The sequence below is a fragment of the Veillonella tobetsuensis genome (assembly GCF_002959935.1).
In the GTDB taxonomy this organism is placed as follows: Bacteria; Bacillota; Negativicutes; order Veillonellales; family Veillonellaceae; genus Veillonella; species Veillonella tobetsuensis.
Map to the genome: position 1 here is coordinate 82,748 of NZ_PPDF01000008.1, position 25,334 is coordinate 108,081.

The 25,334-nt window shown below is 38.9% G+C and carries 29 protein-coding genes and 9 tRNA genes; 2 read left to right on the forward strand and 36 right to left on the reverse strand.

Translation table 11 applies throughout. The annotated features are described in order from the left end of the window. Positions 1-18 precede the first annotated feature (18 nt). The 8 genes from VTHSUH11_RS03400 to rpsD form a co-directional block, all read right to left on the reverse strand. Complete coding sequence (locus VTHSUH11_RS03400; protein ID WP_059363965.1) at positions 19-462, reverse strand: cupin domain-containing protein; 444 nt, start codon at positions 460-462, stop codon at positions 19-21. 68 nt (positions 463-530) lie between these two features. Then, a complete protein-coding gene (locus tag VTHSUH11_RS03405; RefSeq protein WP_059363966.1) occupies positions 531-839 on the reverse strand; it encodes a heavy-metal-associated domain-containing protein in 309 nt (102 codons plus the stop codon). An 11-nt stretch (positions 840-850) separates the two neighbouring features. Then, positions 851-1,093: a Sec-independent protein translocase subunit TatA/TatB gene (locus VTHSUH11_RS03410; protein WP_059363971.1), complete on the reverse strand. Its 243-nt coding sequence runs from the start codon at positions 1,091-1,093 to the stop codon at positions 851-853. A 36-nt stretch (positions 1,094-1,129) separates the two neighbouring features. Beyond that, positions 1,130-1,885: a 6-phosphogluconolactonase gene (pgl, locus tag VTHSUH11_RS03415; protein WP_059363976.1), complete on the reverse strand. Its 756-nt coding sequence runs from the start codon at positions 1,883-1,885 to the stop codon at positions 1,130-1,132. 171 nt (positions 1,886-2,056) lie between these two features. Continuing rightward, the gene (gene fabM, locus VTHSUH11_RS03420; RefSeq protein WP_059363978.1) at positions 2,057-2,845 is read right to left on the reverse strand and encodes a trans-2-decenoyl-ACP isomerase; all 789 of its coding nucleotides are present in this window, start codon (positions 2,843-2,845) and stop codon (positions 2,057-2,059) included. 168 nt (positions 2,846-3,013) lie between these two features. After that, positions 3,014-3,406: a 30S ribosomal protein S9 gene (gene rpsI / locus VTHSUH11_RS03425; RefSeq protein ID WP_004695188.1), complete on the reverse strand. Its 393-nt coding sequence runs from the start codon at positions 3,404-3,406 to the stop codon at positions 3,014-3,016. A 20-nt stretch (positions 3,407-3,426) separates the two neighbouring features. Beyond that, entirely contained in the window at positions 3,427-3,867 is a 441-nt protein-coding gene (gene rplM / locus VTHSUH11_RS03430; RefSeq protein ID WP_059363981.1) for a 50S ribosomal protein L13, read from the reverse strand. A gap of 1,190 nt (positions 3,868-5,057) precedes the next feature. Continuing rightward, entirely contained in the window at positions 5,058-5,645 is a 588-nt protein-coding gene (rpsD, locus tag VTHSUH11_RS03445) for a 30S ribosomal protein S4 (protein WP_060923796.1), read from the reverse strand. 336 nt (positions 5,646-5,981) lie between these two features. Here rpsD and VTHSUH11_RS03450 point away from each other — a divergent pair, with 336 nt between their 5' ends. Continuing rightward, on the forward strand, positions 5,982-6,881 hold the full coding sequence (locus tag VTHSUH11_RS03450; protein WP_105092664.1) for a LysR family transcriptional regulator: 900 nt from the start codon (positions 5,982-5,984) through the stop codon (positions 6,879-6,881). Positions 6,882-6,994: 113 nt separating this feature from the next. Continuing rightward, positions 6,995-7,318, forward strand: a complete 324-nt coding sequence (locus VTHSUH11_RS03455; protein WP_059363985.1) for a YnfA family protein — start codon at positions 6,995-6,997, stop codon at positions 7,316-7,318. Between the two features lie 95 nt (positions 7,319-7,413). Here the strand turns inward: VTHSUH11_RS03455 and VTHSUH11_RS03460 are convergent. The 28 genes from VTHSUH11_RS03460 to map all read right to left on the reverse strand — a co-directional run bounded on the left by VTHSUH11_RS03460 (position 7,414) and on the right by map (position 25,333). Next, positions 7,414-7,489: transfer RNA gene (locus VTHSUH11_RS03460), tRNA-Val, on the reverse strand. A gap of 3 nt (positions 7,490-7,492) precedes the next feature. After that, a tRNA-Glu gene (locus VTHSUH11_RS03465) sits at positions 7,493-7,567 on the reverse strand. 12 nt (positions 7,568-7,579) lie between these two features. Beyond that, a tRNA-Asn gene (locus VTHSUH11_RS03470) sits at positions 7,580-7,655 on the reverse strand. A gap of 7 nt (positions 7,656-7,662) precedes the next feature. Further along, a tRNA-Gly gene (locus VTHSUH11_RS03475) sits at positions 7,663-7,737 on the reverse strand. A gap of 3 nt (positions 7,738-7,740) precedes the next feature. Continuing rightward, positions 7,741-7,816: transfer RNA gene (locus VTHSUH11_RS03480), tRNA-Val, on the reverse strand. Positions 7,817-7,820: 4 nt separating this feature from the next. Next, positions 7,821-7,895 (reverse strand) — tRNA-Glu (locus VTHSUH11_RS03485). Positions 7,896-7,900: 5 nt separating this feature from the next. Beyond that, positions 7,901-7,976 (reverse strand) — tRNA-Lys (locus tag VTHSUH11_RS03490). A 5-nt stretch (positions 7,977-7,981) separates the two neighbouring features. Next, positions 7,982-8,057, reverse strand: a tRNA-Asn gene (locus VTHSUH11_RS03495). Positions 8,058-8,062: 5 nt separating this feature from the next. Further along, positions 8,063-8,137 (reverse strand) — tRNA-Gly (locus VTHSUH11_RS03500). A gap of 222 nt (positions 8,138-8,359) precedes the next feature. Then, positions 8,360-9,463, reverse strand: coding sequence for a nicotinate-nucleotide--dimethylbenzimidazole phosphoribosyltransferase (locus tag VTHSUH11_RS03505; RefSeq protein WP_105092665.1), 1,104 nt, complete (start codon positions 9,461-9,463; stop codon positions 8,360-8,362). Continuing rightward, the gene (locus VTHSUH11_RS03510) at positions 9,460-10,497 is read right to left on the reverse strand and encodes a nicotinate-nucleotide--dimethylbenzimidazole phosphoribosyltransferase (RefSeq protein ID WP_105092666.1); all 1,038 of its coding nucleotides are present in this window, start codon (positions 10,495-10,497) and stop codon (positions 9,460-9,462) included. The genes VTHSUH11_RS03505 and VTHSUH11_RS03510 overlap by 4 nt, the downstream gene beginning before the upstream one ends. 10 nt (positions 10,498-10,507) lie before the next feature. Then, positions 10,508-11,395, reverse strand: coding sequence for a prephenate dehydrogenase (locus VTHSUH11_RS03515; protein ID WP_105092667.1), 888 nt, complete (start codon positions 11,393-11,395; stop codon positions 10,508-10,510). A 103-nt stretch (positions 11,396-11,498) separates the two neighbouring features. Further along, positions 11,499-12,845, reverse strand: a complete 1,347-nt coding sequence (locus tag VTHSUH11_RS03520; RefSeq protein ID WP_105092668.1) for an MATE family efflux transporter — start codon at positions 12,843-12,845, stop codon at positions 11,499-11,501. A 39-nt stretch (positions 12,846-12,884) separates the two neighbouring features. Beyond that, positions 12,885-13,604: a LemA family protein gene (locus VTHSUH11_RS03525; RefSeq protein ID WP_105092669.1), complete on the reverse strand. Its 720-nt coding sequence runs from the start codon at positions 13,602-13,604 to the stop codon at positions 12,885-12,887. After that, complete coding sequence (locus VTHSUH11_RS03530; RefSeq protein ID WP_244899976.1) at positions 13,597-15,447, reverse strand: MAG1210 family protein; 1,851 nt, start codon at positions 15,445-15,447, stop codon at positions 13,597-13,599. The genes VTHSUH11_RS03525 and VTHSUH11_RS03530 overlap by 8 nt, the downstream gene beginning before the upstream one ends. 128 nt (positions 15,448-15,575) lie before the next feature. Further along, positions 15,576-16,448, reverse strand: coding sequence for a 2-oxoacid:ferredoxin oxidoreductase subunit beta (locus VTHSUH11_RS03535; protein ID WP_105092671.1), 873 nt, complete (start codon positions 16,446-16,448; stop codon positions 15,576-15,578). A 1-nt stretch (position 16,449) separates the two neighbouring features. Next, positions 16,450-18,201, reverse strand: coding sequence for a 2-oxoacid:acceptor oxidoreductase subunit alpha (locus VTHSUH11_RS03540; protein WP_082161472.1), 1,752 nt, complete (start codon positions 18,199-18,201; stop codon positions 16,450-16,452). A gap of 286 nt (positions 18,202-18,487) precedes the next feature. After that, the gene (truA, locus tag VTHSUH11_RS03545; protein WP_105092672.1) at positions 18,488-19,273 is read right to left on the reverse strand and encodes a tRNA pseudouridine(38-40) synthase TruA; all 786 of its coding nucleotides are present in this window, start codon (positions 19,271-19,273) and stop codon (positions 18,488-18,490) included. Further along, entirely contained in the window at positions 19,273-20,073 is an 801-nt protein-coding gene (locus tag VTHSUH11_RS03550) for an energy-coupling factor transporter transmembrane component T family protein (protein ID WP_105092673.1), read from the reverse strand. Before VTHSUH11_RS03550 ends, truA begins: the two co-directional genes overlap by 1 nt. Further along, on the reverse strand, positions 20,063-20,923 hold the full coding sequence (locus VTHSUH11_RS03555; RefSeq protein ID WP_105092674.1) for an energy-coupling factor transporter ATPase: 861 nt from the start codon (positions 20,921-20,923) through the stop codon (positions 20,063-20,065). Before VTHSUH11_RS03555 ends, VTHSUH11_RS03550 begins: the two co-directional genes overlap by 11 nt. Then, positions 20,923-21,786 (reverse strand): energy-coupling factor transporter ATPase, encoded by an 864-nt coding sequence (locus VTHSUH11_RS03560; protein WP_059364024.1) that lies wholly within the window; start codon positions 21,784-21,786, stop codon positions 20,923-20,925. The genes VTHSUH11_RS03555 and VTHSUH11_RS03560 overlap by 1 nt, the downstream gene beginning before the upstream one ends. A gap of 174 nt (positions 21,787-21,960) precedes the next feature. Then, on the reverse strand, positions 21,961-22,296 hold the full coding sequence (gene rplQ, locus VTHSUH11_RS03565; protein ID WP_059364025.1) for a 50S ribosomal protein L17: 336 nt from the start codon (positions 22,294-22,296) through the stop codon (positions 21,961-21,963). A 12-nt stretch (positions 22,297-22,308) separates the two neighbouring features. Further along, positions 22,309-23,307, reverse strand: coding sequence for a DNA-directed RNA polymerase subunit alpha (locus VTHSUH11_RS03570; protein WP_105092675.1), 999 nt, complete (start codon positions 23,305-23,307; stop codon positions 22,309-22,311). Between the two features lie 73 nt (positions 23,308-23,380). Further along, on the reverse strand, positions 23,381-23,770 hold the full coding sequence (gene rpsK, locus VTHSUH11_RS03575) for a 30S ribosomal protein S11 (protein WP_004695151.1): 390 nt from the start codon (positions 23,768-23,770) through the stop codon (positions 23,381-23,383). A gap of 19 nt (positions 23,771-23,789) precedes the next feature. Continuing rightward, positions 23,790-24,158: a 30S ribosomal protein S13 gene (gene rpsM / locus VTHSUH11_RS03580; RefSeq protein WP_059364029.1), complete on the reverse strand. Its 369-nt coding sequence runs from the start codon at positions 24,156-24,158 to the stop codon at positions 23,790-23,792. A 23-nt stretch (positions 24,159-24,181) separates the two neighbouring features. Beyond that, complete coding sequence (rpmJ, locus tag VTHSUH11_RS03585; protein ID WP_004695148.1) at positions 24,182-24,295, reverse strand: 50S ribosomal protein L36; 114 nt, start codon at positions 24,293-24,295, stop codon at positions 24,182-24,184. A gap of 26 nt (positions 24,296-24,321) precedes the next feature. Continuing rightward, entirely contained in the window at positions 24,322-24,540 is a 219-nt protein-coding gene (gene infA, locus VTHSUH11_RS03590) for a translation initiation factor IF-1 (RefSeq protein WP_005377071.1), read from the reverse strand. 22 nt (positions 24,541-24,562) lie between these two features. Next, entirely contained in the window at positions 24,563-25,333 is a 771-nt protein-coding gene (gene map / locus VTHSUH11_RS03595; RefSeq protein ID WP_059364034.1) for a type I methionyl aminopeptidase, read from the reverse strand. Position 25,334: the final 1 nt, after the last annotated feature.

Sequence of the window (25,334 nt, forward strand, 5' to 3'; positions counted from 1 at the left end):
TAGTACCAGTTAAATTGATTAACAACTTTCCAAAAATGCTTTAATTTTAGGGTGATTTCTTAAGGTTTCCATTTCTTCATCAGATAATAGCTTCACCTTATCGCGTTCCTTATTAACAAGACAAAAGAATCCGATATAATCTCCCTTATTAGCTCTAAATTGGTGAATCGTATTGCCAGGGATTTCGATAAAATCCCCTTTTTTAACATCATATATTTCATCACCAAGCAAGAGTTGCCCTTTACCACGTCCAATCATAACCATATGCGTATGCTCATGGTATTCTAATGTGGAATAGCCCCCTGGCAAACATTCAAAATAGCGAAATTGGCATGGAATATCATAAGCACCATCATATAGTACTTGCCGTGTTACATCTTTAAAAGGACTCCCGTCTTGTTTGTATACTAAGGTATCGACGCCATCCCACTTGAAATTTTCCGGATCAAACTTACGTATCATCTCTTCACCTCACGATATAAAAAGGGGCTGTATCAAAACAATGTTTCAATACAGCTCCATGGATTTAATTATTTAAAGAGGTGTTTTATGGTACCTAATAAACCATGACTATGTTTATGTACACCATCTGCCACGGATTCTACATCAAAACCAGTTCGTTCGATGGCTTTTGTAATATCCTCTACATTCACCTTAGATGGATCAAAGGAAATCGTAGCTGATTTTTCTGCCAAATTGACTTCAGAGCTAAGCACACCCTCTAGACCTAATGTAGCCCCTTCCACAGTTTCCTTACAGTTATTGCACATCATACCAGGTACAGTAAATACCTTTGTTACAACGCCATTATCTTCACCACAACCGCAATCTTTACACATAGTAATACCTCCTAATCATTAGCTTCTTTATGTTTTTCATCATTTTTAGCCCCAGCTGTTACATCGATAGTAGTCGCTGATTTAACAGCTTCCTTTGTTTCATCGACAGCTTTTTTTGGGCCTGTAAGAGCATCTTTAAATTCATTGATTCCCTTACCAATCGCTTTACCCACTTCAGGTAATTTACCAGGTCCGAAGATAACTAGAGCAATCACTAAAATAACTATTAATTCAGGTGTTCCTATAGACCCCATATGTATCTCCTTTAAGTTTACTTAATACTACACATTTTAGTGTACATCATTATACGCATCTTTGTCCACATACCAGGTCATCGCCTCTTGTGAAAGCACAGCCCCTGGTAATACACGACCGATACGTTTATCCCAATTTGTGTCTTCATAATCCTCGCGTTGGTACAATACCTTAGTAAGAGCTGTACGCTTACTTTCACCAGTCACAGTGAACCACACAACATCAGTTTTTGCCAAAAACGAGAAGGTCATAGAAATTCGTTCCCACACCTTTCCATCCTCAACAGCCACAACATTGCGATCTGAGACACGCAACGCATGTGATCCAGCAAAAAGACCTGCCGTATGGCCGTCTTCTCCAAGATCGAGAATCGCTAAATCAAGACCAGACTTTTTGCATGCCTTAAGAACATTTCTTACCTCTTTTTCATATTCCTCTGCTGCCTCAACAACGGTTTTAGAATCTGTATTAATCGGCAAAAAATGTGCAGCCCCCTTTGCTTTACAAAGCAAAAACGGTTTAACGCGATTGAAATAATTATCCTCATGAGATTGAGGCAAAAATCGTTCGTCTGTCCATACGAAAAATACACGTTCCCAATTAACACGCTCAATGTATTCAGGAGAATTCAAGGCCTCCAACAAACCATTGACTACTCTGCCGCCTGTGATACCTACAATACATGTTTCAGTACGGCTAATCTCTGCATCTGTAAAAGCAATAAAATCCTCTGCTAATGCAGCAATGATATCACTAGAACCATCATAACATTTAATTATATCTTGAGCCATACAATATGGACCTCCTAAAACTATTTCAATAGTTCTATTATATACGCTTTGTCAATGTATGAAAAGGAAAAACCGATGTAACACCTGTTATGAGCCACATCGGTTCTAATTATATTAATAGTTTCTTATGAACTACGTAATACTAAATGCCATTTCATGCAAAAGATATTACTATTGACCAAATTTAGGACGACGACGCTCTGTAAAAGCGAGTACACCTTCTTTGAAGTCATCAGAAAGACCTAATTCACATTGATTTTCTACTTCAAACTTCTTGTATTCTTCCCAACCAGCTAAGAAGCTATTCCACATCATTTCCTTCATAACACGATAAGATTTTGCAGGACCTTTTGCTAATTTCTCAACAAGACGTCTTGTAGCAGTCTCTAAATCCTCTGGTTCACAAACTTTATATACAAAGCCCCATTCCTTACCTTTTTCAGCAGAAACGGCTTCACCAGTCATAACGATATGCATAGCACGATTCATACCAATGGAGCGAGTTAATAAGAATAAACCACCTGCATCAGGGGCAAGACCTACGCTTACAAAAGCCTGAATAAAGCGTACGTTATTAGCAGCTACAACAAAATCGGCAGCCAACGCCATATTAAATGCTGCACCTGCCGCAGCACCTTGAAGGCTCATGATAACAGGTTTAGGTAAACGTTTCATAGCCATAGAAATCTGAGCTACTAGCTCAACGATTTCAAACAAAGACTCTGTATCGCCTTCGTTTACAGCGCGTTCCATTTCTGTCAAATCGCCACCCGCAGAGAATACCTTTCCTTCAGCATTAATAAGCAACGCACGAACACTTTCATCATGATGCGCTTTATCTAAAACCTCAAGGATTTCTTTGCACATTTCGATATTAAAACCATTGGCCACTTTGGGGCGATTAAATGTCAACGTACCAATGCCGTTGTCCACTACGTATTGAATTGTATTATAAATCATATATTTTCTCCTATATAAGATATTTTATCGATATTATTCGATTCCTATAATTTCATTATAAGAGAATTGTATATAGATGTAAATAAGATTCCACAGATATGAAAAACTATAGAAATACAAAAACTCCTGCAGACAATATCTGCAGGAGTAATATCCGTTGTCCAAATATTAACGTTTGGAGAATTGGCTTGCTTTGCGGGCTTTTTTAAGACCGTATTTTTTACGTTCTTTCATACGTGGGTCACGAGTCAAGAAGCCAGCTTTTTTCAAAGATTGACGAAGTTCGCCATCTACGTCCAATAACGCACGGGAGATACCGTGACGAATTGCACCAGCTTGACCGGAAGGACCGCCACCAGCTACAGTTGCAATAACGTCGTATTGTTCAACTGTGTTAGTCAAATTCAAAGGTTGTTTTACGATCAATTCCAAAGTTTGGCGACCGAAATAATCATTAAGTTCACGTTTGTTAACAGTGATTTTACCTGTGCCCGGTACCAGACGAACTCTAGCAACGGAAGATTTTCTACGACCAGTGCCGTAATATTGTGCTACTGCCATTATATGTTCCTCCCTCTAGATTATCGTACGGAAATTTCTAAAACTTCTGGTTTTTGAGCTGCATGTGGATGCTCAGGACCAGCGTATACGTTTAATTTACGGTATTGTTGTGCACCCAATTTATTTTTTGGAAGCATACCACGAACTGCCATCTCAACAACACGTTCAGGTTGTTTTTCAAGCATCATACCCAATTTAGTGAAACGAGCACCACCTGGATAACCAGAATGACGGAAGTATTCCTTTTGCTCTAATTTTTTACCAGTTACGCGAATTTTTTCTGCGTTTACAACGATCACATGGTCACCAGTGTCTACGTGTGGTGTGAAAGTTGGTTTATTTTTGCCCCGAAGAACTTTTGCAACTTCGGCAGCAAGGCGTCCTAAAGTTTTACCTTCAGCGTCAACAACATACCATTTCCGTTCGATTGTGTTCGGATTGGCCATAAATGTAGTTTTCATGCTGCATATCCTCCTAATAACGTCATAATTCTACCAAAATCAGCTTGTCCTTTGCTTCCGGGGCTAATGGAAACACGACTAAAGCTTACTCAAAATAGTATACAGATTTTATGGGGTTGTGTCAATTAAAAGTTACTATGATTTTCACCTTTGTAGAAGATAGATTTTATATTTACTTTCATTTAATTGAAAAATCTAAATGCTCAAAATTAAGTACCAAACCATATTCCTGTAACAAGCCGATATAATAGATACAATACTAAATCAAAAAAGCCATAAATCAATATTAAAGACTAATATGCTCAACAACCATATAATTATCAAATAAGATGCTTGCCTAACATAATGTTTTCTTTGTGTAGTATATTCTATTCGTTTAATCTCTTTAAGATTATATGCTCGATATTCTAATAAGTGATTATGTATATTAAATGATAATAATACATCTAATAGTACAACACCTAAGAGTATGCGTTCCGATATAGTAAACTGAAAGAAATCAACGGAGCCAATAAAGTCAGATGATACTATGAATGCTAACGAAAACAAGATATTAACAAGGCTCAACCAATTATACCAAGCATAATCCCGACCTATTGTATAAGTTACAAAGCCATATTTTTTTAAGATTTCCAATAATACTTTTATAAGAAAATATATAAGAAAAATAATTAGAGATATCATCATTATAAGATGACTAAATGATATATTTTCAATATATGATAATAAAAACATATTCTACCAAAGTACCTCTTTAATTAAAACGGCCAATACTTTCTAGCTTTCTCTCTGCTGCAGAAGAAATATTCTATATTTACTTTCATTTAATTGAAAAATCTAAATACTCAAGATTGAGTACCAAACCATGTCCCTGTAACAAGCCGATATAATAAATACAAAACCATTATTAAAAACAACATCCCACTAATAAGCCTAAAAATCAATATCATAATTGAGCTTTCATTGTAACTGTTATCAGGAGAGTATAAGCCCAATAATAAAGGATTATATATGCCGATTCCAGTTACAATGAGACCAAATATACAGACATAAAACTGTGGATCAATATTTCGAAAAAATATAATTAATTCACTCATTTATATACTCAAAACAATCTTTTAGTAATAATACAAACAACACAACATATACAAAAACCCGCAGTGCATAGCACTGCGGGCAATAGCGCCAAATTATTTGGAGTACAATTCGACGATAAGTGTTTCGTTAACTTCGATAGGAAGTTCTTCACGTTGAGGAAGACGAGTGAATGTAGCTTTGAAGCCTTCCAAGTCTTTTTCAATGTAAGGAAGTTCGAAAGAACGAAGTTCTTGGAAGTTAGTTTTGAACATTTCGTTGTCGCGGGAAACTTCACGAAGTTCAATAACGTCACCTGGTTTGCAGGAGTAGGATGGAATGTCTACACGACGACCATTTACCAAGATGTGGCCATGGTTTACCATTTGACGAGCTTGACGAATGGAGTTACCGAAGCCGATGCGATATACAAGGTTATCAAGACGTTGTTCCAAAAGGATCAACATGTTTTCACCTGTAACACCTTGCATTTTTTTCGCTTTATCATAATAGCGTACGAACTGGCGTTCTAGCAAGTTGTAGTAAGCTTTAACTTTTTGTTTTTCTAATAATTGTGTGCCATACTCAGACATTTTTTTCTGACGTTGGTCTTTTTTGACGCGATTCAAGGCTTTTGCGTGACCGAATACGTTCACACCAAAGCGACGACAAAGTTTGAATCGAGCCTCTCTTCTCGTTGCCATGTGATTATCACCTCATAGTTTAATATAGACTTGTACCACGACATAAAGGTACCCAATAATAATAGCACTTCTTACGGTGCTATGTCAATTAGTTCTGCTTGTGAAAGTTAATCACCGTTGAAAATACTTTTACCACGATTAATTATAACTAAAATTACTTACCCATCAAAGATATGCAAACACATTTTATTATATAAGAACCAATCTATATCCAACCTACACAATTCATCGTATATTATAGATTTAGATGAAAAAATACTCATATTATGCTACAATACAATTAATATGGGTAATATGTAGTAATATGAGGTCTTTAAGTTTAATCGGAGTACTGAGATGAAAGAATTACCAACCATGCAGGAACTACAAAGTTTTATTACATATAATAAAACAGGTAGTTTCACATTAGCAGCACAAACGATGAATATCACACAATCTGCTTTCAGTGCGCAAATGAAAAAATTAGAGCGTCTCGTAGGCGTTAAATTAATTTCGCGCTCTACTCGCGGCAGCCGCTTGACACCAGAAGGAGAGTTGTTTTTGCCTGAAGCAGAACTTGTTTTGGATACATTAGAAAGAGCTATACAATCCATCCGTTTAGCTAGCAAGGTAGAACGTCCAATTTTAAATATCGGTGTTCTTCGCAGCCTCGGCGATATCCGCCTCAATGGATATGTATCACATTTCTTTGAAAACCATCCTGAATTTTCTATGTCAATTTTTGATATGGAAGAAGAAGAGTTATTACTCGATTTGCGCGAAAACCGTATCGATATCGCTCTTCTCTATTTACCAAACAATAAGGACATGTCCTTATACGAATCAAAAGCATTGCGCGAAGATGAATTCGTTTACTATGCACCAAAGATAATCGATCAAATACATGAGGCCACATTAAAAACAATGCAACAATTTCCGTTATTAATGTATCCTCCTAAATACTTTATGTATCGTACCTTAAAAGCATATGTTGGTAACGGCCAGCAAAACCTACATATTAGAGGTAGCCGTTTATCAAATCCATATACAATGATTGATTATTGTCAGAAAAATGATTCTGGCTGCATCGTAGCACGTCAAATCCTCGATGCCCTCAATATTACTTCAGGCTATTTGCCTCTAGCAAAACCATTTAAATTACAAGTATGCTTCGCCTATAAGAAGAACAACTCAAAAACAGAAACCATGCATACATTCATGGACTACGTCCTCCAAGAATCTCCAGCGAGATTATAATTTAAAAGATCCCTCATTCTTCGATGAATGAGGGATTTTAATTTAGTATCTACTGACATTCCAAAACAATCGTGATACACTAAAATGAGATTTATATTCAATGAGAGGTATTTATGTTATTATCTATATTTTATTTTATCTTAGCTGGCATCGCTGAAATCGGCGGAGGCTATCTCGTTTGGCTCTATATGCGCGACGATAAAAGTCCCTTATATCTATTAGCGGGTGCTATAGTGCTAATTTTATACGGTGTCATTCCCACCTTTCAACCAGAAACAAGTTTTGGCAAGGTCTATGCCGCATATGGAGGCGTATTTATTGCCCTCTCTATTTTATGGGGTTGGCTCGTCGATGGCTTACGTCCAGATATGTACGATATCATAGGAGGCCTTATATGCCTCGTAGGCGTGTATATCATCATGTATGCGCCACGCTAACGAATTACATTGTCCATACTGAAAGCGACACCTAGGTGTCGCTTTTTTGTCACCAACGCGAAAAAAGCAGTTATCCGAAGATAACTGCTTTAGCTTGGTGGACGATGACAGGATCGAACTGCCGACATCCTGCTTGTAAGGCAGGCGCTCTCCCAGCTGAGCTAATCGTCCATGTGGTGACCCGTCCGGGAATCGAACCCGGGATACCGCCGTGAAAGGGCGGTGTCTTAACCGCTTGACCAACGGGCCATGATATGAAATTGGCTCCCCGAGTAGGACTCGAACCTACGACCGATCGGTTAACAGCCGATTGCTCTACCGACTGAGCTATCGAGGAACATTTATGGAGCGGGAAACGAGATTCGAACTCGCGACCCCCGCCTTGGCAAGGCGGTGCTCTACCGCTGAGCTATTCCCGCATTTGGTGGACGATGACAGGATCGAACTGCCGACATCCTGCTTGTAAGGCAGGCGCTCTCCCAGCTGAGCTAATCGTCCATATTGGTGACCCGTCCGGGAATCGAACCCGGGATACCGCCGTGAAAGGGCGGTGTCTTAACCGCTTGACCAACGGGCCAGATTTGGTGACTCACCCGCGACTCGAACGCGGGACACCCTGATTAAAAGTCAGGTGCTCTGCCAACTGAGCTAGTGAGTCATGAATGGCTCCCCGAGTAGGACTCGAACCTACGACCGATCGGTTAACAGCCGATTGCTCTACCGACTGAGCTATCGAGGAATGTATGGAGCGGGAAACGAGATTCGAACTCGCGACCCCCGCCTTGGCAAGGCGGTGCTCTACCGCTGAGCTATTCCCGCATACAGAACCGATAATTAATATAACATAATTATCAATCTGTCGTCAAGAACAAATTGAGAATGTCCTGACCGCCTTATAATAATATCAATTTACAAATATAGTGTCAATGGTTTTTATATGAAATCACTGAGAAATTTATATTTAAAACCAGGGATACAAAACTTGTACAATACTTTCTTAATTACATAAGAGAGGACTTCGCCAGTCCTCTCTTATGTAATCTATTCTTTATTCTTTTGTCTACCTTTACCGGCTCCATCTTCAGCAGCTTTTACCTCTGCTTCAACGAAGGTTTTCATATCGTTTAACATATGCATCGATGCATCGATAATCGATAGTCCCATTGTGGAACCTAAGGCTTCATCAATTTGTAAGTTATAGTGTAAGCATGGTTTTACATTAAGAAATCGACATTGTTCCTTATGAATCGGTTCCTCATAGGCAGCAGATGGGAATATATAATCCTTAGTTAATGGCTCAATAGTAATGGCAGCTAATACAGCGGCACCCGTTACAGCATTATCAAAAACGATAGCCATACGATGACTAGCAGCACCTAAAATAAATCCTGTTAAGAATGCAATATCAAGACCGCCTGCTACATGAAGCAAATGCAATACCGCATCACGGCGGTCGCTTTCACTCAAAGCAGACCAATCATCCACAGCAATATTGAATCGATCTATAAAGGAATGAATATGAGCAGCCCGTTGTTCTACCGTAGGTCCACATTCGGTATGAACGAGAATATCATCATAGGCACAGCCCGTAATTGTAGCCGTCGTTACGAGGGAGTCAAGGAACGCCCTCTCCCCTATATTGCCGATAGCTACCACTTGTAATCCATCAGCATGTAGTTTATCAGCATAGGTAAAGCCAAGCTCTAGAGCTCGCTCAAGTTCATCTTGAGAAATGACAGGTTCTACACCAAAGAAATGAGAGCCCTTACGAATAACTTGTTGATCAATATATTCTAGATCACTAGTATCTTGCTCAAGACCTACATTTACAACATGTACGTCGGCATTTAACTTAAATGCCGCGCCTTGCGTAGCCGTTCTACCTTCATTGAAGCGTTTGATAGCAGCGTAGCTTTCACTACCATATTGACTATTTTGAGGGCCATCTACCAAATGATCCGCTGCTACAATGAGCACACCATGGCGCAAATGATTTGGCTTAGGATTTGCTAGAATACCTGCGAAACGTTCAGCTATGGTTTCTAATGTTGCAAGGCTATAAATAGGTTTTGTTAAATTATCAATACGTAAACGGCATGCTTCCATGGATGGTACATGCAATGGTTCTATGTTGAAAGTTCTCATGCCTTACCTCCCGTTATGGCCAAATACATATGAACTGCAAGGTCTAGCATCCCCATTTGAACCGAACTACCAGAGGCCTCGCCTAGACAAAGACCTAAATCTACATAGGCTTCAAGACCTAAATTTACCAACGAAGATTTAGCAGCCTTTTCAGCCGACAAATGAGATGCCATCACATAATCCATGACCTCTGGCACTAAGGTTTTAGCCACCAATGCACAAGCAGAAGTATTGAAACCATCGATGATAACCAATCCATTATTAGCAGCGGCACCTAAGATGACGCCCACGATACAAGCAAATTCAAAACCACCTACCGAGGATAAAATACCAATGGCATCGTCCTTTGGTATATCCTTATATTTTTCTAGTACATCATGAACGATGCGTTGCTTTAATTTAAGACGTTCATCGGAAATATTAGTACCTCGACCTGTCGCTTCTTCTGCAGTCAGGCCCGCAAACTTAGCAGTCATAAGGGCACTAGCTGTAGTATTGGAAATCCCCATTTCACCTACTAAGAATACGTTGAAGCCCTCGTCAATTTTCTCTTTTACAAGACGAATTCCCGTTTCAATTCCCTCGACAGCTTGCTCACGTGTCATGGCGGGCTCTTTCACAAAGTTTTTTGTTCCCATCCCCAGTTTATGACTGCGTAGGCCCGGTACCCAGCTCATATCCGCATCAATGCCCATGTCGATAACTTCCATTGGAGCACCACAGTAATTAGCTAAGGAATTGGCACCAGCCCCTTTAGGGATTAGGTAGTTCTGTGTCATCCCAACGGTAGTTTCCTTTGGGTACGCACTAACACCCATATCAGCTACACCATGATCCGCACTAGCAATAATCATACACGGCTTTGGTATTGTCAAAGTCTCTTGATTCGTAGCAGAGCCATATTGGGCCACCACATTTACAAGACGACCATACTGCTCTACAGATGATGCTGCATTCCAGCTATCAATTATATGTTGTTCAATCTCTTGATTGCGACCTGTAATAGCGCCACAAGTTTCTTGTAACAAACTCATACTATCTCCCTTAGTTATCTTTAATTTGTCCCGTTAAATACGGCAATTTATTACGAATGTCACGGCTTCGTTCCAAATAGGATTCTAATGCTTGACCTTCATCTTCTTGTGAAAGTATTTCTTTCACACGTTGAATTTCTTCTTCGATTTGTGTAAGACCATTAATAACATTACGACGATTACCATAAATGATTTCACACCACATAGATGGTAAGCCCCCTGCTACACGTGTACAGTCGCGGAAACCACCAGCGGATAATTTCATGCGCAATTCGCCCAATTCATCGCCGCCAGATACTTGTGTCACAATAGATGCTAATAAATGAGGCATATGGCTGACCATAGCTAAATATGCATCATGAGCATAAATATCGACAAACTCAATACGAGAGCCTAAAGCACGTCCCATATCCGCCAGTTCTTGAGCAACCTCTTCGTTATACACTTCAGAGGCTTTGTCCTCTAGCACAATCCACCCCATACCTTTAAATAGATTTTTATGAGATACTTCATATCCACCCTTTTCAGAACCAGCCATAGGATGAACAGATACAAATATAGTCCCCTTAGGAATTGATTCATACACAGCACGGACAAAGTTTTCCTTAGCACTAGATACATCTGTTACCACTTGACCAGGTCTAAACAGATGTGCCATTTCCGTAAAAAGTCGTGCATTTGTATCTGGTGGCAAAGAAAATACAACAATATCTGAGTGTTCAATCAATGGTTCGACTTCTGTCCAAGCAGCACTCACCACTCCATCTTGTAATGCCGCATCACATACTTCTTGTCGCCTAGCATAGCCAACAACCTCATAATCTGTATATGCTTTTAAGGCCTTTGCTAAAGAGCCTCCTAATAGACCTAATCCAATAATGCCTACGGTTTTACTCATATAAACCTACTTTCACAAATATCTAGTAATTTACAATCTCCAATGTGATGCCCAATATATTTCTACAAACAAGTAATAATTAATCATAATTAATATTTCAAAACTACGCCTCAATAAGCCGTCTATTTTTCCATTTACCGCTATACCAGCGATACACAAATAATAAACCTCGTAAAATTTCATCTGTTGCCATAGCAATCCATATACCTACAAGGCCCCATCCCCAGTAAATACCAAAGAGGTAGGACAATGGTACAGCACATAGCCACATGCCAAAGACACCTACTAGCATCGGCGTCCGAATATCCCCTGCCGCTTGTAAACAGCTAACCATAACAATATTAACGGCGCGTCCTAGTTCAAGGAAAATCTCAACCAGCAGTACATTATGTGCTAAACCTAAGATTTCTAAATCTGTTGTAAATACAGATAGTACGATATCACTGGTCACATAAAAGAATGTAGCAAGCCCTACATTAATTGCAATTGCTAAAAACATAGAATGCCATACGCGATTTGTCACCTCATCTTGCCGTTTGGCCCCCATCAAGAAGCCAACGATAACTTGTGAAGCATTCGCTAATGCTATGGTATATACATAGCAAAGCATGGCAATAACCGATACATAGACCTTTGTATTAATAACAGCTAGCCCTAGGATGTTGACCATTTTCATAATCGTTGTCTGAGATAACTGATAACTTAAGGTTTCACCACCAGAGGGAACACTGATATTCAGTAAAGACTTAACCGTATGCCACGGGAATGGTTTTAAAAATTTGAAGCTCACCTCTAACGTAAGCAACTTCTTAAAGGTATAGCCGATAATTACGAGGCCTACCACCTTAGATAACCAGGTAGAAATTGATACCCCTAGTACACCAAGGCTTGGTATGGGACCATGACCAAATATTAATACATAGTTAGTTGTGATATGGATAACATTCATAACTAACGCGATATACATAGTAACACGCGTTAATGAATGGCCTCTAAATACGGCAACCAGCGCATAATACATAGCCTGAATCGGTAATCCTGCGGCCACAATGGTCGTATATATCGACGTATCGCTCATCGTTTCTGGAGGTACACCTAGCCATGTAAAAATCCATTCATGACAAGTGATAAAGAATACGGCCGCAACAGATGAAAAGAAAAAGTTCAACACCAAGCTAATCGTACATACCTCTGATAGCTTCGACTGATTCCGAGCTCCTAAATATTGAGCTATCAAAATCGTCGTAGCTGTGCTCATTACAATGATGAGCATAATAAATATATTTAGAATTTGATTGGCATTAGCCACAGCTGCTACCGCTTGAGGAGAGTAGTGACTCATCATCACTTGGTCTATATTACCTACTAACAGCTGTAGGAACACTTCGATAAATATAGGCCAACTCAAAGTCCAGATAGACAAGCTAATCCCTTTTTCATAAGACTTCATAGTATCCCCTTCATGTTCTAATGCCAAACTTTTTACACACTAGAAGAAAACGCCTTTAGATTTTTCTTTAGTTTCTTGATCAGCAATGAATGGGATTCTTGTAGTTCTGCCTTCTTTAGCCGCTACAATCTTTTTAAATGGAAATTCAAATATTTCTCTATTCCAAGTATTTACCGCATCATTATACAAGGTTCTAGCTGCAGTAATTTCTTTTTGTAAGTAAGAGTTTTGTTGCATTGCATCGCGAATCGTATCATGGCTTTGTAATTCAGGATAATTTTCTATAGCTACATTAATAGCTCGTGTAGCTTTATTAAGTTGTGAGTTTACATCACTACGAGACTCTTCAGAGAAATTGCCACTTCTATATTTAGCAATATCTACGAGAATATCTTTATCTACTTCAATGGACTTTTCTACAAGCTTAGCTGCATTAGAAAGAATCACAACACGTTGCTCCATATAGTTATCGATTTCAGATGCAGCATTTTGAATTCTTTGTTCCATCATATTAAATTCTGAGCTAATTTGTTTTAATCGCCACCAAGGATAAATCAGTACAATTGCGCCAATAATGGATATGGCATACTTGTCTATAACAATTCCTAAAACGATGCCTAGAACACCGATTGCCATAAGAATTGTAGGAATAAGTTTTTCAAAACCACTAGTTTCTACAGGAATCACCTTAGCGATAACATGCACGTCTCTGCCGTCAGACATAATTTCCGGATTCATTTCGTCTAATTGATTAGCCATTATTGCTACCTCCAAATTGTTCATAAATAGTATGTAATAAATCGCTTAGAGATTGATTTTGTCGATATAGTTTACCGACCATAAAGTGGTCATATGCAAACGAACGATCTTTATTATTTTCAGATTGTTGATAGTGATCCAAGCCTTTAATATGCTTGAAATCATCTCCTGCAGATTTTATTTCCGAAACCTCTATAAATTCATGCTTTGTAACAGGAACATACTCCTCCCAGTGTACTGGCACATAATAAGTCCTACCATTGCCAGCTCTGACTGGCACCTCATCTACATGACCAATCGTTCTATAAGAATACGCATCTACCTTGATCACTTCAGAGTCGCCTTCTTTTTTATGGTGACTAGTCTTAAGGATTGTTTTTACATTATTTCGCTCCGCTGCATCAGGAGGAACAAATAAATTAAGTCCCATTTTATTAGCCAGCATTTCTGTAATGTAATCATTATATCTGAAATCATAAGACTTACCATAAATATAGTCATTAGATGCCATTTGTTGATACACAGGGATTGCTAAAACTGGTAAGAATGAGAAGTACATATGATCAAAATATGCACAGTTAAAATTAATGAACTTCTCTTTGATTTTTTGGAATGAAAAATCATAATACTGAGATGGTGCAGTATTAAAATCCCACTTTTGAGAGTTATCCGTTTTAATCTCATTGATTTTGCATTCTTTATTAAATACAAAGTCATCTCCATATGGAGAGTTTTCAAAAATATCCTTGAAATTATTTTGTGCTAATGGCGTAAACAGTACCCTAAATTCAACCTCATTATTTCGATCCAACGCATTAAATTGTGCATCAAACTCCTCATTAGCTAAGGCTTGGAAGCTTCCACCACCTTCTAATGAGTCCTGACCTTTTTTTCTAATGCTAGCAATCCCTTTAGATAAAAGGCTCTTAGCCCCTCCCAGATTAAAGAATCCTTTTTCCGGTGGTTTTCTATGGAATATTAGATTAGGGGCCGCATGATTACCATACACTAAGGATACTCTATTTGCATAATATGGACCAGGTTGTCTTATTACGGCACGTAATGTTTCGTTAACATCTCTTGTTTTCAGATTACCATTAGAGTCTACATACTCCTCTGTATAAGTAACATTTAACGTACCCTCATATGTATAGTCATCCATCCAATGAATGATACGTTTAAGAAAAACAAAAGGATTTCCTAGGATATCTCCAGAAGCAATATCTAATGTTGAATGATTTACATCCCCTTTTTCTAAAAATCCATAATCTCTAACTAACTGTTCATACCGTTCAATATTAAAATTAGAATCCATATGAATAAAGGGAATCGCCTTCTTTATGAGCTCCGCAGTCATTTCACTATGAAATAGATTATTTAATGGTGCCAGCATCTCATACCCTTCTTGGCGCATTTGAGCTAAAGTTGATTCTAATTCATTTAGTTTTTCTTCAAGACTCTTACTATTAGGCTTAATCCAATATAGATACAGAACTACAGTTAGCACAAGAACAATACTAGAAACAGTAACCGATATAATATCTATAGGATCTTGTAAAAACTGATAAACACCATAAATAAGGGCACCTATACCGATAACAAAATCAACTTTTTTGATAATCCCAAATCGTTTATATGAAGTATTTGATTGATCTCGATTTTCTGATACAGTAGTATACTTATCTATTAACTCTCTATTTTTATCTATATCTACCTTAGATTGATTTACCAAGTCTTGGAAATATTCTTCTGTGACATGCTGAAAGGCATCCTTTAAATCTTCCCGATAATACTTAAGTGGTTCTAGTAATGCTTCATTATATTCATTCGACACGCTACTCATTCCTCTACTCAATGACTCATATTGTAAAACAACAGACCTATACGTTTATAAATTTTTATAAAAACCCCTCTTTACTAGACTTCCAGTAAAGAGGGGTACAGATCATAAATGACTCGTTTTAAATAGGATTACTTAAATTGATTGCAAAGACTATCGAATAGAGCTTGATCTGGTTTTACTACATCTTCAGTCAATGGACGAGCATGTGGACCACCATTTGCTGCAGCCATAGCTTTTTCGAAGGAAGGTTTCGTTTTATCTTGATAAATAAGACCAGTAACCAAACCATCTGTTTCACCCAAAGTTTTAAGTGCTGCTGCACGATCTGTTGGGTCATAACCTTCTGGCAATGCAACTAAATGCTCTTTGAACCAGTCATAGCTATTGTGTTTATTATAAGTAACACATGGGCTGAATACGTTAATGAAGGAGAAGCCTTCATGATCCATTGCTTGTTGAATTAAATCAACGAGCTCTGCACGATTAATCATATAACCTTGTGCAACAAATGTAGCTCCTGCAGCAATTGCAGTTTCACAGATGGACAATGGTGTTTCAAATGCCCCACGAGGAGTTGTTTTTGTAACAAAACCAATATCGGAACGAGGGGATGCTTGACCTTTAGTCAAACCATATACATGGTTATCCATTACAACGTATGTCATGTTTACATTACGTTTGAAAGCATGAATTGTATGCCCCATGCCGATAGCGAATGCATCACCATCACCGGAACATGCAATAACTTCTAAATCTTGGTTAGCAAGTTTAACGCCTTGAGCGTAAGGAAGCGCACGACCATGAGTTGTATGTGCACCATAAGCATAAAAATAACCACCGATACGGCTAGAACAACCGATACCAGAAATAACTGCTAATTTTTCAGGTGGAATATTTTTTGCTACTACTGCATCAGTAATGGCTGCTTGAACCCCATAATGACCACAACCAGGGCACCAGTTAGGGCGAATATCATTTCTGTAATCTTTAGCTGTTGTCATATTATAGGACCTCCTTAATTGCATTTTTCACATATGATTTTGTGAATGGATTACCATCATATTTCAAGCAGCTAGAAATTTTAGATTTCTTATGCATGTTGATTTTGAATAGATTAGTTAATTGACCAGTCGCATTATGTTCTACAATAACAACTTTTTTAGCTGCATCCATGAAAGGTTGCAATTGTTTTGCAGGGAAAGGTTTAATCAAACGAAGTTGTAAGTGGTTAACTTTAACGCCTTCTTGATCAAGTTCAGCTACGGCTTCTTCAATAGCACCACGGCTAGACGCCATACCTACAACAAGCACATCAGCTTCGTCATATTTAGCATTATTCAAGAATGGTTCATAGTTGTCAGCTACAGTTTCCAATTTACGGAAGCGTTTATCAGTTTGCGCTACGTGCATTGTAGGTGCTTCAGCAGGTTTACCTTCTTCGTTATGTTCTAGACCTGTAGAAAGGAATAGACCATTTTTCATGCCAGGAATTGTACGAGGGGAAAGACCATCTTCGGTCAATTCAAAGCGTTTGAAGTAGTTAGGTTGAACCAATTCAGGAAGATCAGCTTCCTTCATCATTTTACCGCGGTTAATAGGTACGCGGTTCAAGTCGAATGTAGGAACCGATTGTTTATTCAAGCCTTGTTGCAAGTCTGGCATGAAGATAACTGGGCATTGATACATTTCTGCCAAGTTGAACGCTTTTTGAATTTCATAGAAGCATTCTTCAATAGATGTTGGAGAAATTACGATGCCAGAATAATCGCCATGTGCATTGTAGCAAGCCGCATCAATATCAGATTGTTCAACCTTTGTAGCCATACCAGTGGATGGACCAGAACGTTGTACATCGATAACAACCATAGGAAGTTCAGCCATAGATGCCATGGACAAGGATTCTGCCATCAAGGAAAGGCCAGGCCCGGAAGTACATGTAAAGCCACGAACACCTGCATATACACCACCCATAGCAGTCATACATGCAGCGATTTCGTCCTCTGTTTGAACAACTGTAGCACCCAATTTATCCATGTTTTTAATCATGTATTCCATTACTTCAGATGCTGGAGTAATAGGATAGGATGCCATAAAACGAGAACCTGCTGCAATAGCGCCAAGTGCACATGCTTCATTACCTAACAAGAACATCTGATCTTTTTTGCCAGGAGCTGGTAATGTATCGATTTCCACATCGCCTAATTTTTCCATAACTAGGCCATAACCGTCATCGAATGCAGCCAAGTTTTTATCGATAATTTCTTGAGATTTTTTAGCAAATTTTTCGGCAATAGCATCTTTAAACATCTTAGTATCAAAGCCAAGAAGAGCTACGGACATACCAAGTGCTACGATGTTACGCATCAACATAGAGCCTTGTTTCATTGCTGTTTCAGAGATTGGCAATGATAGACAATTAATTTTGGAACCTTCAAATTTAGAAAAATCTGGTTTTACTTTACTATCACAGATAATATAGCCGCCATCGCGTACTTCTGTACCGTGCATATCAACAGTTTCTTGATCAAGGGAAAGCAAAAAGTCTACGCCTTCACCAATGGACATAATTTGTTCTAATGCAACACGCAATGCGAAGGTAGTATGACCACCTTTAATACGGGATGCAAACAAACGTTGACTGTATAGAGAATAACCTTCTTTTGCAAGGATTGTAGCCATAATTTCGCCACAACTCTCGATACCTTCACCTTGTTGGCCCCCCATTTTCCAGATAAAATCTTTACGTTTTTGCAAGATATTCACCCTCCTTAGGATAAAAATTACTATGCTGACAAGAGTCTACCCTATGTATATAAATTACAGCTAAGTAATAAACCTGTCTTATAGTGCAATTGTAACATGTATAGTAGGCGTTTTACAATGTAACATTTAACATAGAATTCTAAGTATTACAAATTAATATAAATACATATAATAAATAAAAGCAGTAGATAATACTGGTATCTACTGCTTTTATGTGCATTTATAAATAATTTTGATGATTTTCAATCTATTTCGAATCAAAAATCATATAGAATATTTATTCTCCCTTAATACGTTGAATCACTGTATTAAGTCTATCTGGAGTAAAGAAGATTTCCTCTAATACGAGCCCCTGAGCAGGTGCGGTTTTCCCAATTCTCTTTCGATCTTTTGCGGCCAACAGTTCAGGGATTTGTGCCACTGATTTTCGGCCCAATCCTACATCAACTAATAACCCAGCTATATTCCGAACCATATGATATAAAAAACCATCGCCAACGACAGAAATATCGATGTGTCCATTCTTTTCTACAATACCAACAGCATAAATGGTCTTCACTGGATCTACAGGTGTCGTATTAGCCCCTTTTAATGTAGAAAAATCATGTGTTCCTTCGAGGGCTTTACCCGCGTGCCTCATAGCCTTAATATCTAAGGGCTTCTTTACATGCCAATGATAGCGTTGACCTATTGGATCAGCAATCTCACGATTATAAATAGAGTAAATATACTCCTTACCAAATATTTTATTACGCGGTTTCCAATCTAATGGTATCTCAATAGCCTCCGTAACAACGATATCCTTTGGCAAATGAGCAATCGTAGCCCTAGGAATATTTTCCACGGGTATCGATCCTGAGGTTCGAAAGGCACACACTTGAAAACGAGCATGCACTCCCGCATCCGTTCTAGAGGCCCCATAGATTTGAATTGGCTCGGCACAAATGATAGATAACGCCTTTTCCAACGCACCTTGAACAGTAATACCTTTATCTGCCGATTGTTTTTGATAGCCTGCTAAATCTGTGCCATCATAGGCTACAATGAGCCGTATATTTCGCATTAGTTTAACCACCATAAAGCTAATAAGATAGCTGTAACCATTAGTACAGCACCAATGCCAACATAATCTACCCAAGTAATACTTAGCTCTTTCATGCGCGTACGATTAACACCGCCACGATAGCAACGTGCTTCCATGGCGATAGCTAATTCATCGGCACGACGAAAAGCACTGATAAAGAGCGGTACTAAAAGAGGTATCATATTCTTAGCTCGTTGTATAATGCTACCTGTTACAAAATCTGCACCACGAGCCGATTGAGCTTTCATAATACGATCGGTCTCATCTAACAAAGTCGGAATAAAGCGCAATGCAATAGTCATCATCATAGCTAACTCATGCGCTGGTACCCCGATACGACGGAATGGATTTAACAAATGCTCAATACCATCTGTTAGCCGTATTGGAGATGTTGTATAGGTTAACAAGGAAGAGAATAAGATTAAAAATACCAATCGTGCCGCCATTTGCAAGCCCATAGCCACACCATTATCGGTAATATTAATAATCCCATAGGATATCAAGCTGTTACCAGGGGTTGTAAAAATATGAATCCCCATGGTAAATACAATAATAATCCATAGGGGTTTAATAGCATTCCACATCAAGCGCAATGGCAATCTAGATAGTAGCATAGCACCAATGGTAAAAGCTGCCACAATACCATATGCCAATGGCGTATTCGCTAAGAATATGGCCACTACAAAAATAGTGGTACCTATAATTTTTGCCCTTGGATCCATGCGATGTAATAAAGAATCACCTGGGAAGAATTGGCCAATAGTAATATTATTTAACATGTTGACCTCCTTCCAAGATAGATTTCACTGCATCATCAACGGATAAAACTTTGTTGGATATATCAAGGCCCCTATTGCGAAGCGATTCAATCAACACCGATACGGGAGGTACATCAACCCCTACCTCTTGTAACACATGGCGTTGATGGTTAAAGATATCTAATGGTTTACCATCCAACACGATTTTACCTTTATCAAGGACGATTAGACGATTTGCCATTCTAGAAATATCCTCCATATTATGAGACACGAGGATAACGGTTATTTTTTTTTCATTGTGTAATTTAATGATTTCCTCAAAAATTTCTTCACGGCCAAACGGATCAAGACCAGCAGACGGTTCGTCAAGAACAAGAAAATCTGGCTCCATTGCCACAACACCAGCTATGGCAACACGACGCATTTGACCACCAGATAGATGGAATGGGGAGCGTTCAGCATAGGTATCATAGTCAAGTCCTACAAAATCCATCGCTTCACGTACACGACGATCTACTTCTTCTTCATCAAGACCTAAATTTTTAGGTCCAAATGCAATATCGGCAGCAATAGTTTCTTCAAACAGTTGATGTTCTGGATATTGGAATACCATACCAACCTTATGACGCATCTTTTTAGCTTCATCAGTTTTCTCGCTCACATCAACACCATTAACAGTTACTGTTCCTATTGTAGGATGCAATAATCCATTAAGATGTTGCACAAAAGTAGATTTACCAGAACCAGTATGCCCAATAATACCTAAAAATTCTCCATTTTCAATGGTCACAGATATGCCTTTTAAAGCCGTTTTTTCAAAAGGAGTTCCCACACCATAGGTATAGGTAATATTATCTAATACAATAGCCATTAGTGTGCCTCCTTCGCATAATAATTAATTAGTGCATTCCCTAACTCATCATTGGTAATAATATCTTGTGGAATATCAACACCTTGTTGAGTTAATTTAAAGGCCACCTCTGCTGCCACAGGAACATCCAGCCCTAAACCTTTTAAGGTATCAACTTGTGTAAAGATTTCTCGTGGTGACCCCTCCTGTAGTTTTACACCATTTTTCATAACTACCACGCGATCAGCTGTAACCGCTTCTTCCATGAAATGAGTAATTAGCACAATGGTAATACCTTCTTCTTTATTCAGTTTGTGAATTGTTTCTAAAACCTCTATTCTCCCTTTAGGGTCAAGCATAGCTGTAGGTTCATCTAGTACGATACAATCTGGTTTCATTGCTAAAACGCCAGCAATAGCAATACGTTGCTTTTGACCACCAGATAATAAATGAGGGCCATGTTCCGCATAATCAGTCATATTTACTGCTGCTAATGCGTCGTCAACACGCTTACGTATTTCAGCACTAGGTACGCCCAAATTCTCTGGGCCAAATGCCACATCTTCCTCCACAACGGCTGCAACGATTTGATTGTCAGGGTTTTGGAATACCATCCCTACATGTTGACGAATATCCCAAATATGCTCCCCATCTAATGTATCATAACCACATACATTAACATGACCTTCTGTAGGTTGTAATAGTACATTAAAATGTTTAGCCAACGTACTTTTACCACTACCATTAGTACCGATAATAGCAACAAACTCTCCGCGATGTATACTAAGACTGACATCATCTAGCGCACGCACATCATTACCATTTTCATCAATATATAGATGGCTTAAATGATTGACCTCAATCATAGTTTCTTTTGATTTCATGAATAGCCTCGTATCTTTCTAGTCAATTTCGTTTTTTCTGAAAGTTAACAATTATACTTTCACTTCTACGATAACTGCTACTATATAACGATATTTGTACTAGTCGATTGTACCATAAAATTGACAATAAAAAAACGGTGCTGCAACCGAAGTTACAACACCGTATGAGTTTGATTAAACTAACTCGATAATAGCCAAAGGTGCAGCGTCACCTTTGCGAAGACCAGTTTTGATTACACGAGTGTAACCACCTTGGCGGTCTGCATATTTTGGAGCAATTGTATCAAACAATTTTTTTACTACGCTTTCATCCATGAGGTATGCAAGAACTTGACGACGTGCATGAAGATCACCACGTTTAGCCAAAGTTACCATTTGCTCAGCTAAAGAGCGAAGTTCTTTCGCTTTAGCTTCAGTAGTTTCAATACGCTCATATTGGAAGAAAGATGTTAACATGCTGCGGAACAACGCTTTACGAGCGGAGCTATCGCGGCCTAATTTTCTGTACATTCGTCTTCCTCCTTATTCGCCTTTTTGCTTAAGATTAAATCCACCTGGGTGGTTGCTGAGTTTTTCAGCGATTTCGTCGATAGATTTTTTACCTAAGTTGCGAACTTTTCCTAAGTCATCAATGGTTTTGTCTAGCAAATCTGCAATTGTATTGATACCAGCACGTTTCAAGCAGTTGTACGCACGAACAGAGAGTTCCAATTCATCGATGGAAATCTTAGCTGGGCCGTCATCTTCTTGAACATCTTGAGGCGTAGGATCAACTACATCACCTTCAAGATTTTGATCGTCTAATTCAACAACACTTGTAGAGTGCGCTAATTTAGTGAAGTTCCCTAAATAACCAATCATAATGGCAGCAGATTTAGCCACTGCATCAGCAGCGGTAATGGAACCATCAGTCCAAACCTCTAGTGTAAGTTTGTCGAAGTCCATCTCATTACCTACGCGAACATCACTCACTTCGTATTTAGCACGAAGAATTGGGGAGAAGATAGAATCAATTGGAATGCAACCGATAACATCTGTATCCTTTTTATTCTTAGTGGAAGGAACATATCCTTTACCACGTTCGATTACTACGTCCATTACTAAATGAGCTGTTTCATCCATTGTCGCAATCACGAGTTCAGGATTCAATACTTCTACTTCTGGTGGAAGTTGTTCTGCTAAATCAGCAGCTGTTAACACACCATCCTTTTGGAAGTCAAAATGAACTTCCAATGGCCATTCTGCATCTTCTTCAAGTTTAATGCACAATTGCTTTAAGTTAAGGATAATATCCGTTACATCTTCGCGAATACCAGGAATCGTAGAGAATTCATGAAGAACCCCATCAATTTTGATAGAGGTGATAGCTGCCCCATCCAAAGATGAAAGCAAAATTCTGCGTAAGCTATTACCGAGAGTGATACCATAACCACGATCTAATGGTTCACATACAAATTTACCATAGCGACCGCCATCGGCGATGTCCACTTTCTCGATTTTAAGTTTCTTTTCTTCGCTCATCAGGAACATCCTCCTATATAACACACGTTCTTAGTTTAATTATAGCACGGCCGTCAAAACGGCCGTCTATATATTATACACGACGGCGTTTTGGAGGGCGACAACCATTGTGAGGAATTGGAGTTACGTCTTTAATGGAAGTAACTTCAAGACCTGCAGCTTGTAAAGCACGGATTGCAGCTTCACGGCCGGATCCAGGACCTTTTACAAATACTTCAACAGTGCGAAGACCATGTTCCATTGCAGCTTTAGCAGCTTGTTCAGCAGCCATTTGAGCAGCGAATGGAGTGGATTTACGGGAACCACGGAAGCCCAAGCCACCAGCGGAAGCCCAAGACAACGCATTACCGTTTGTATCTGTTAAAGTTACGATAGTGTTATTGAATGTAGAACGAATATGAGCCGCACCGGATTCAATATGTTTCTTTTCTTTTCTTTTTGTTCTAACAACTTTTTTAGCCACGCTTTATCCCTCCTTTATCTTATTTCTTTTTACCAGCAATTGCTTTTCTAGGACCTTTGCGAGTACGTGCATTCGTTTTAGTACGTTGACCACGAAGTGGTAAACCCATACGATGACGTTTGCCTCGATAGGAGTTGATTTCAATTAAGCGTTTAATGTTAAGAGCTTCTTCACGACGAAGGTCACCTTCAACTTTGTAATCAGCATCTAACAATTCACGGATTTTCGCTACTTCATCTTCAGAAAGATCACGAACACGTGTGTCAGGGTTGATACCAGTTTTAGCAATGATTTCAGCTGCTAAAGTTGGACCAATACCATAAATATAAGTTAAACCAATTTCCACTCGTTTATCACGAGGTAAATCTACACCGGCGATACGTGCCATCTAATCATCCACCTCCTATCAGATTATCCTTGTTTTTGTTTATGTTTTGGATTTTCGCAAATAACCATTACGCGGCCTTTGCGTTTAATGATTTTACATTTTTCGCATATCTTTTTAACTGATGGTTGAACCTTCATTAGTACCTCCTTTGTGGACCCTATGCTTATTTGAAGCGATAGGTGATGCGACCACGATTTAAGTCATACGGTGTCAGTTCCATAGTAACTTTATCACCAGGAAGAATACGGATAAAATTCATACGCATTTTACCTGACACATGAGCTAATACCACATGACCATTTTCCAATTCTACTTGGAACATAGCATTAGGTAAAGCTTCTACTACCGTACCTTCCACCTCAATAACGTCTTCTTTTGACATATTTTTTCCTCCGGTTACCTGTTTATTTAATTAACCGCGGTTCATCACGCATGGTTAATATTTCAGGGCCGTTTTCTGTAACAACCACTGTATGTTCGAAATGAGCAGCCGGTTTACCATCAATGGTAACTGCCGTCCAGTCATCACCCAACACACGAACTTTATAAGAACCTAATGTAATCATTGGTTCAATACACAATACCATACCTGGCTTAATTAAAGTGCCATGTTCTGGACTACCATAGTTTGGAATTTGTGGATCTTCGTGCATTTCACGGCCTAAACCATGACCTACGAAGTCGCGAACGACACCGTAACCATGTTTCTCACAATACGTTTGAACAGCGTGTCCGATGGCACCAATACGGTTACCAACTTTCACTTGTTCGATTCCCTTGAACAGACTTTCCTCTGTTACTTTTAACAATTTCATCACATCAGGTTTGACGTGACCGATAGGAATTGTCACAGCCGAATCACCATGGTAACCATCCACAGATGACACAAGGTCAATACTGAGGATGTCACCACTTTTAAGCTTGCGCTTAGCGCTCGGAATACCATGAACAACTTCTTCATTGATAGAAGCACAGATTGTAGCAGGGAACCCATAGTACCCTTTACAACTTGGTATACCACCGTGGCTGCGAATATATTCTTCGGCAATTGTATCTAACTCAAGCGTCGTGATGCCAGGTTTAGCCTTTTCTACTAACAAGGACAACGTGTCTGCTGTAAGCTTGCTTGCCTTGCGGATACATTCAATTTCATGGGGCGATTTTAAAATAATCATT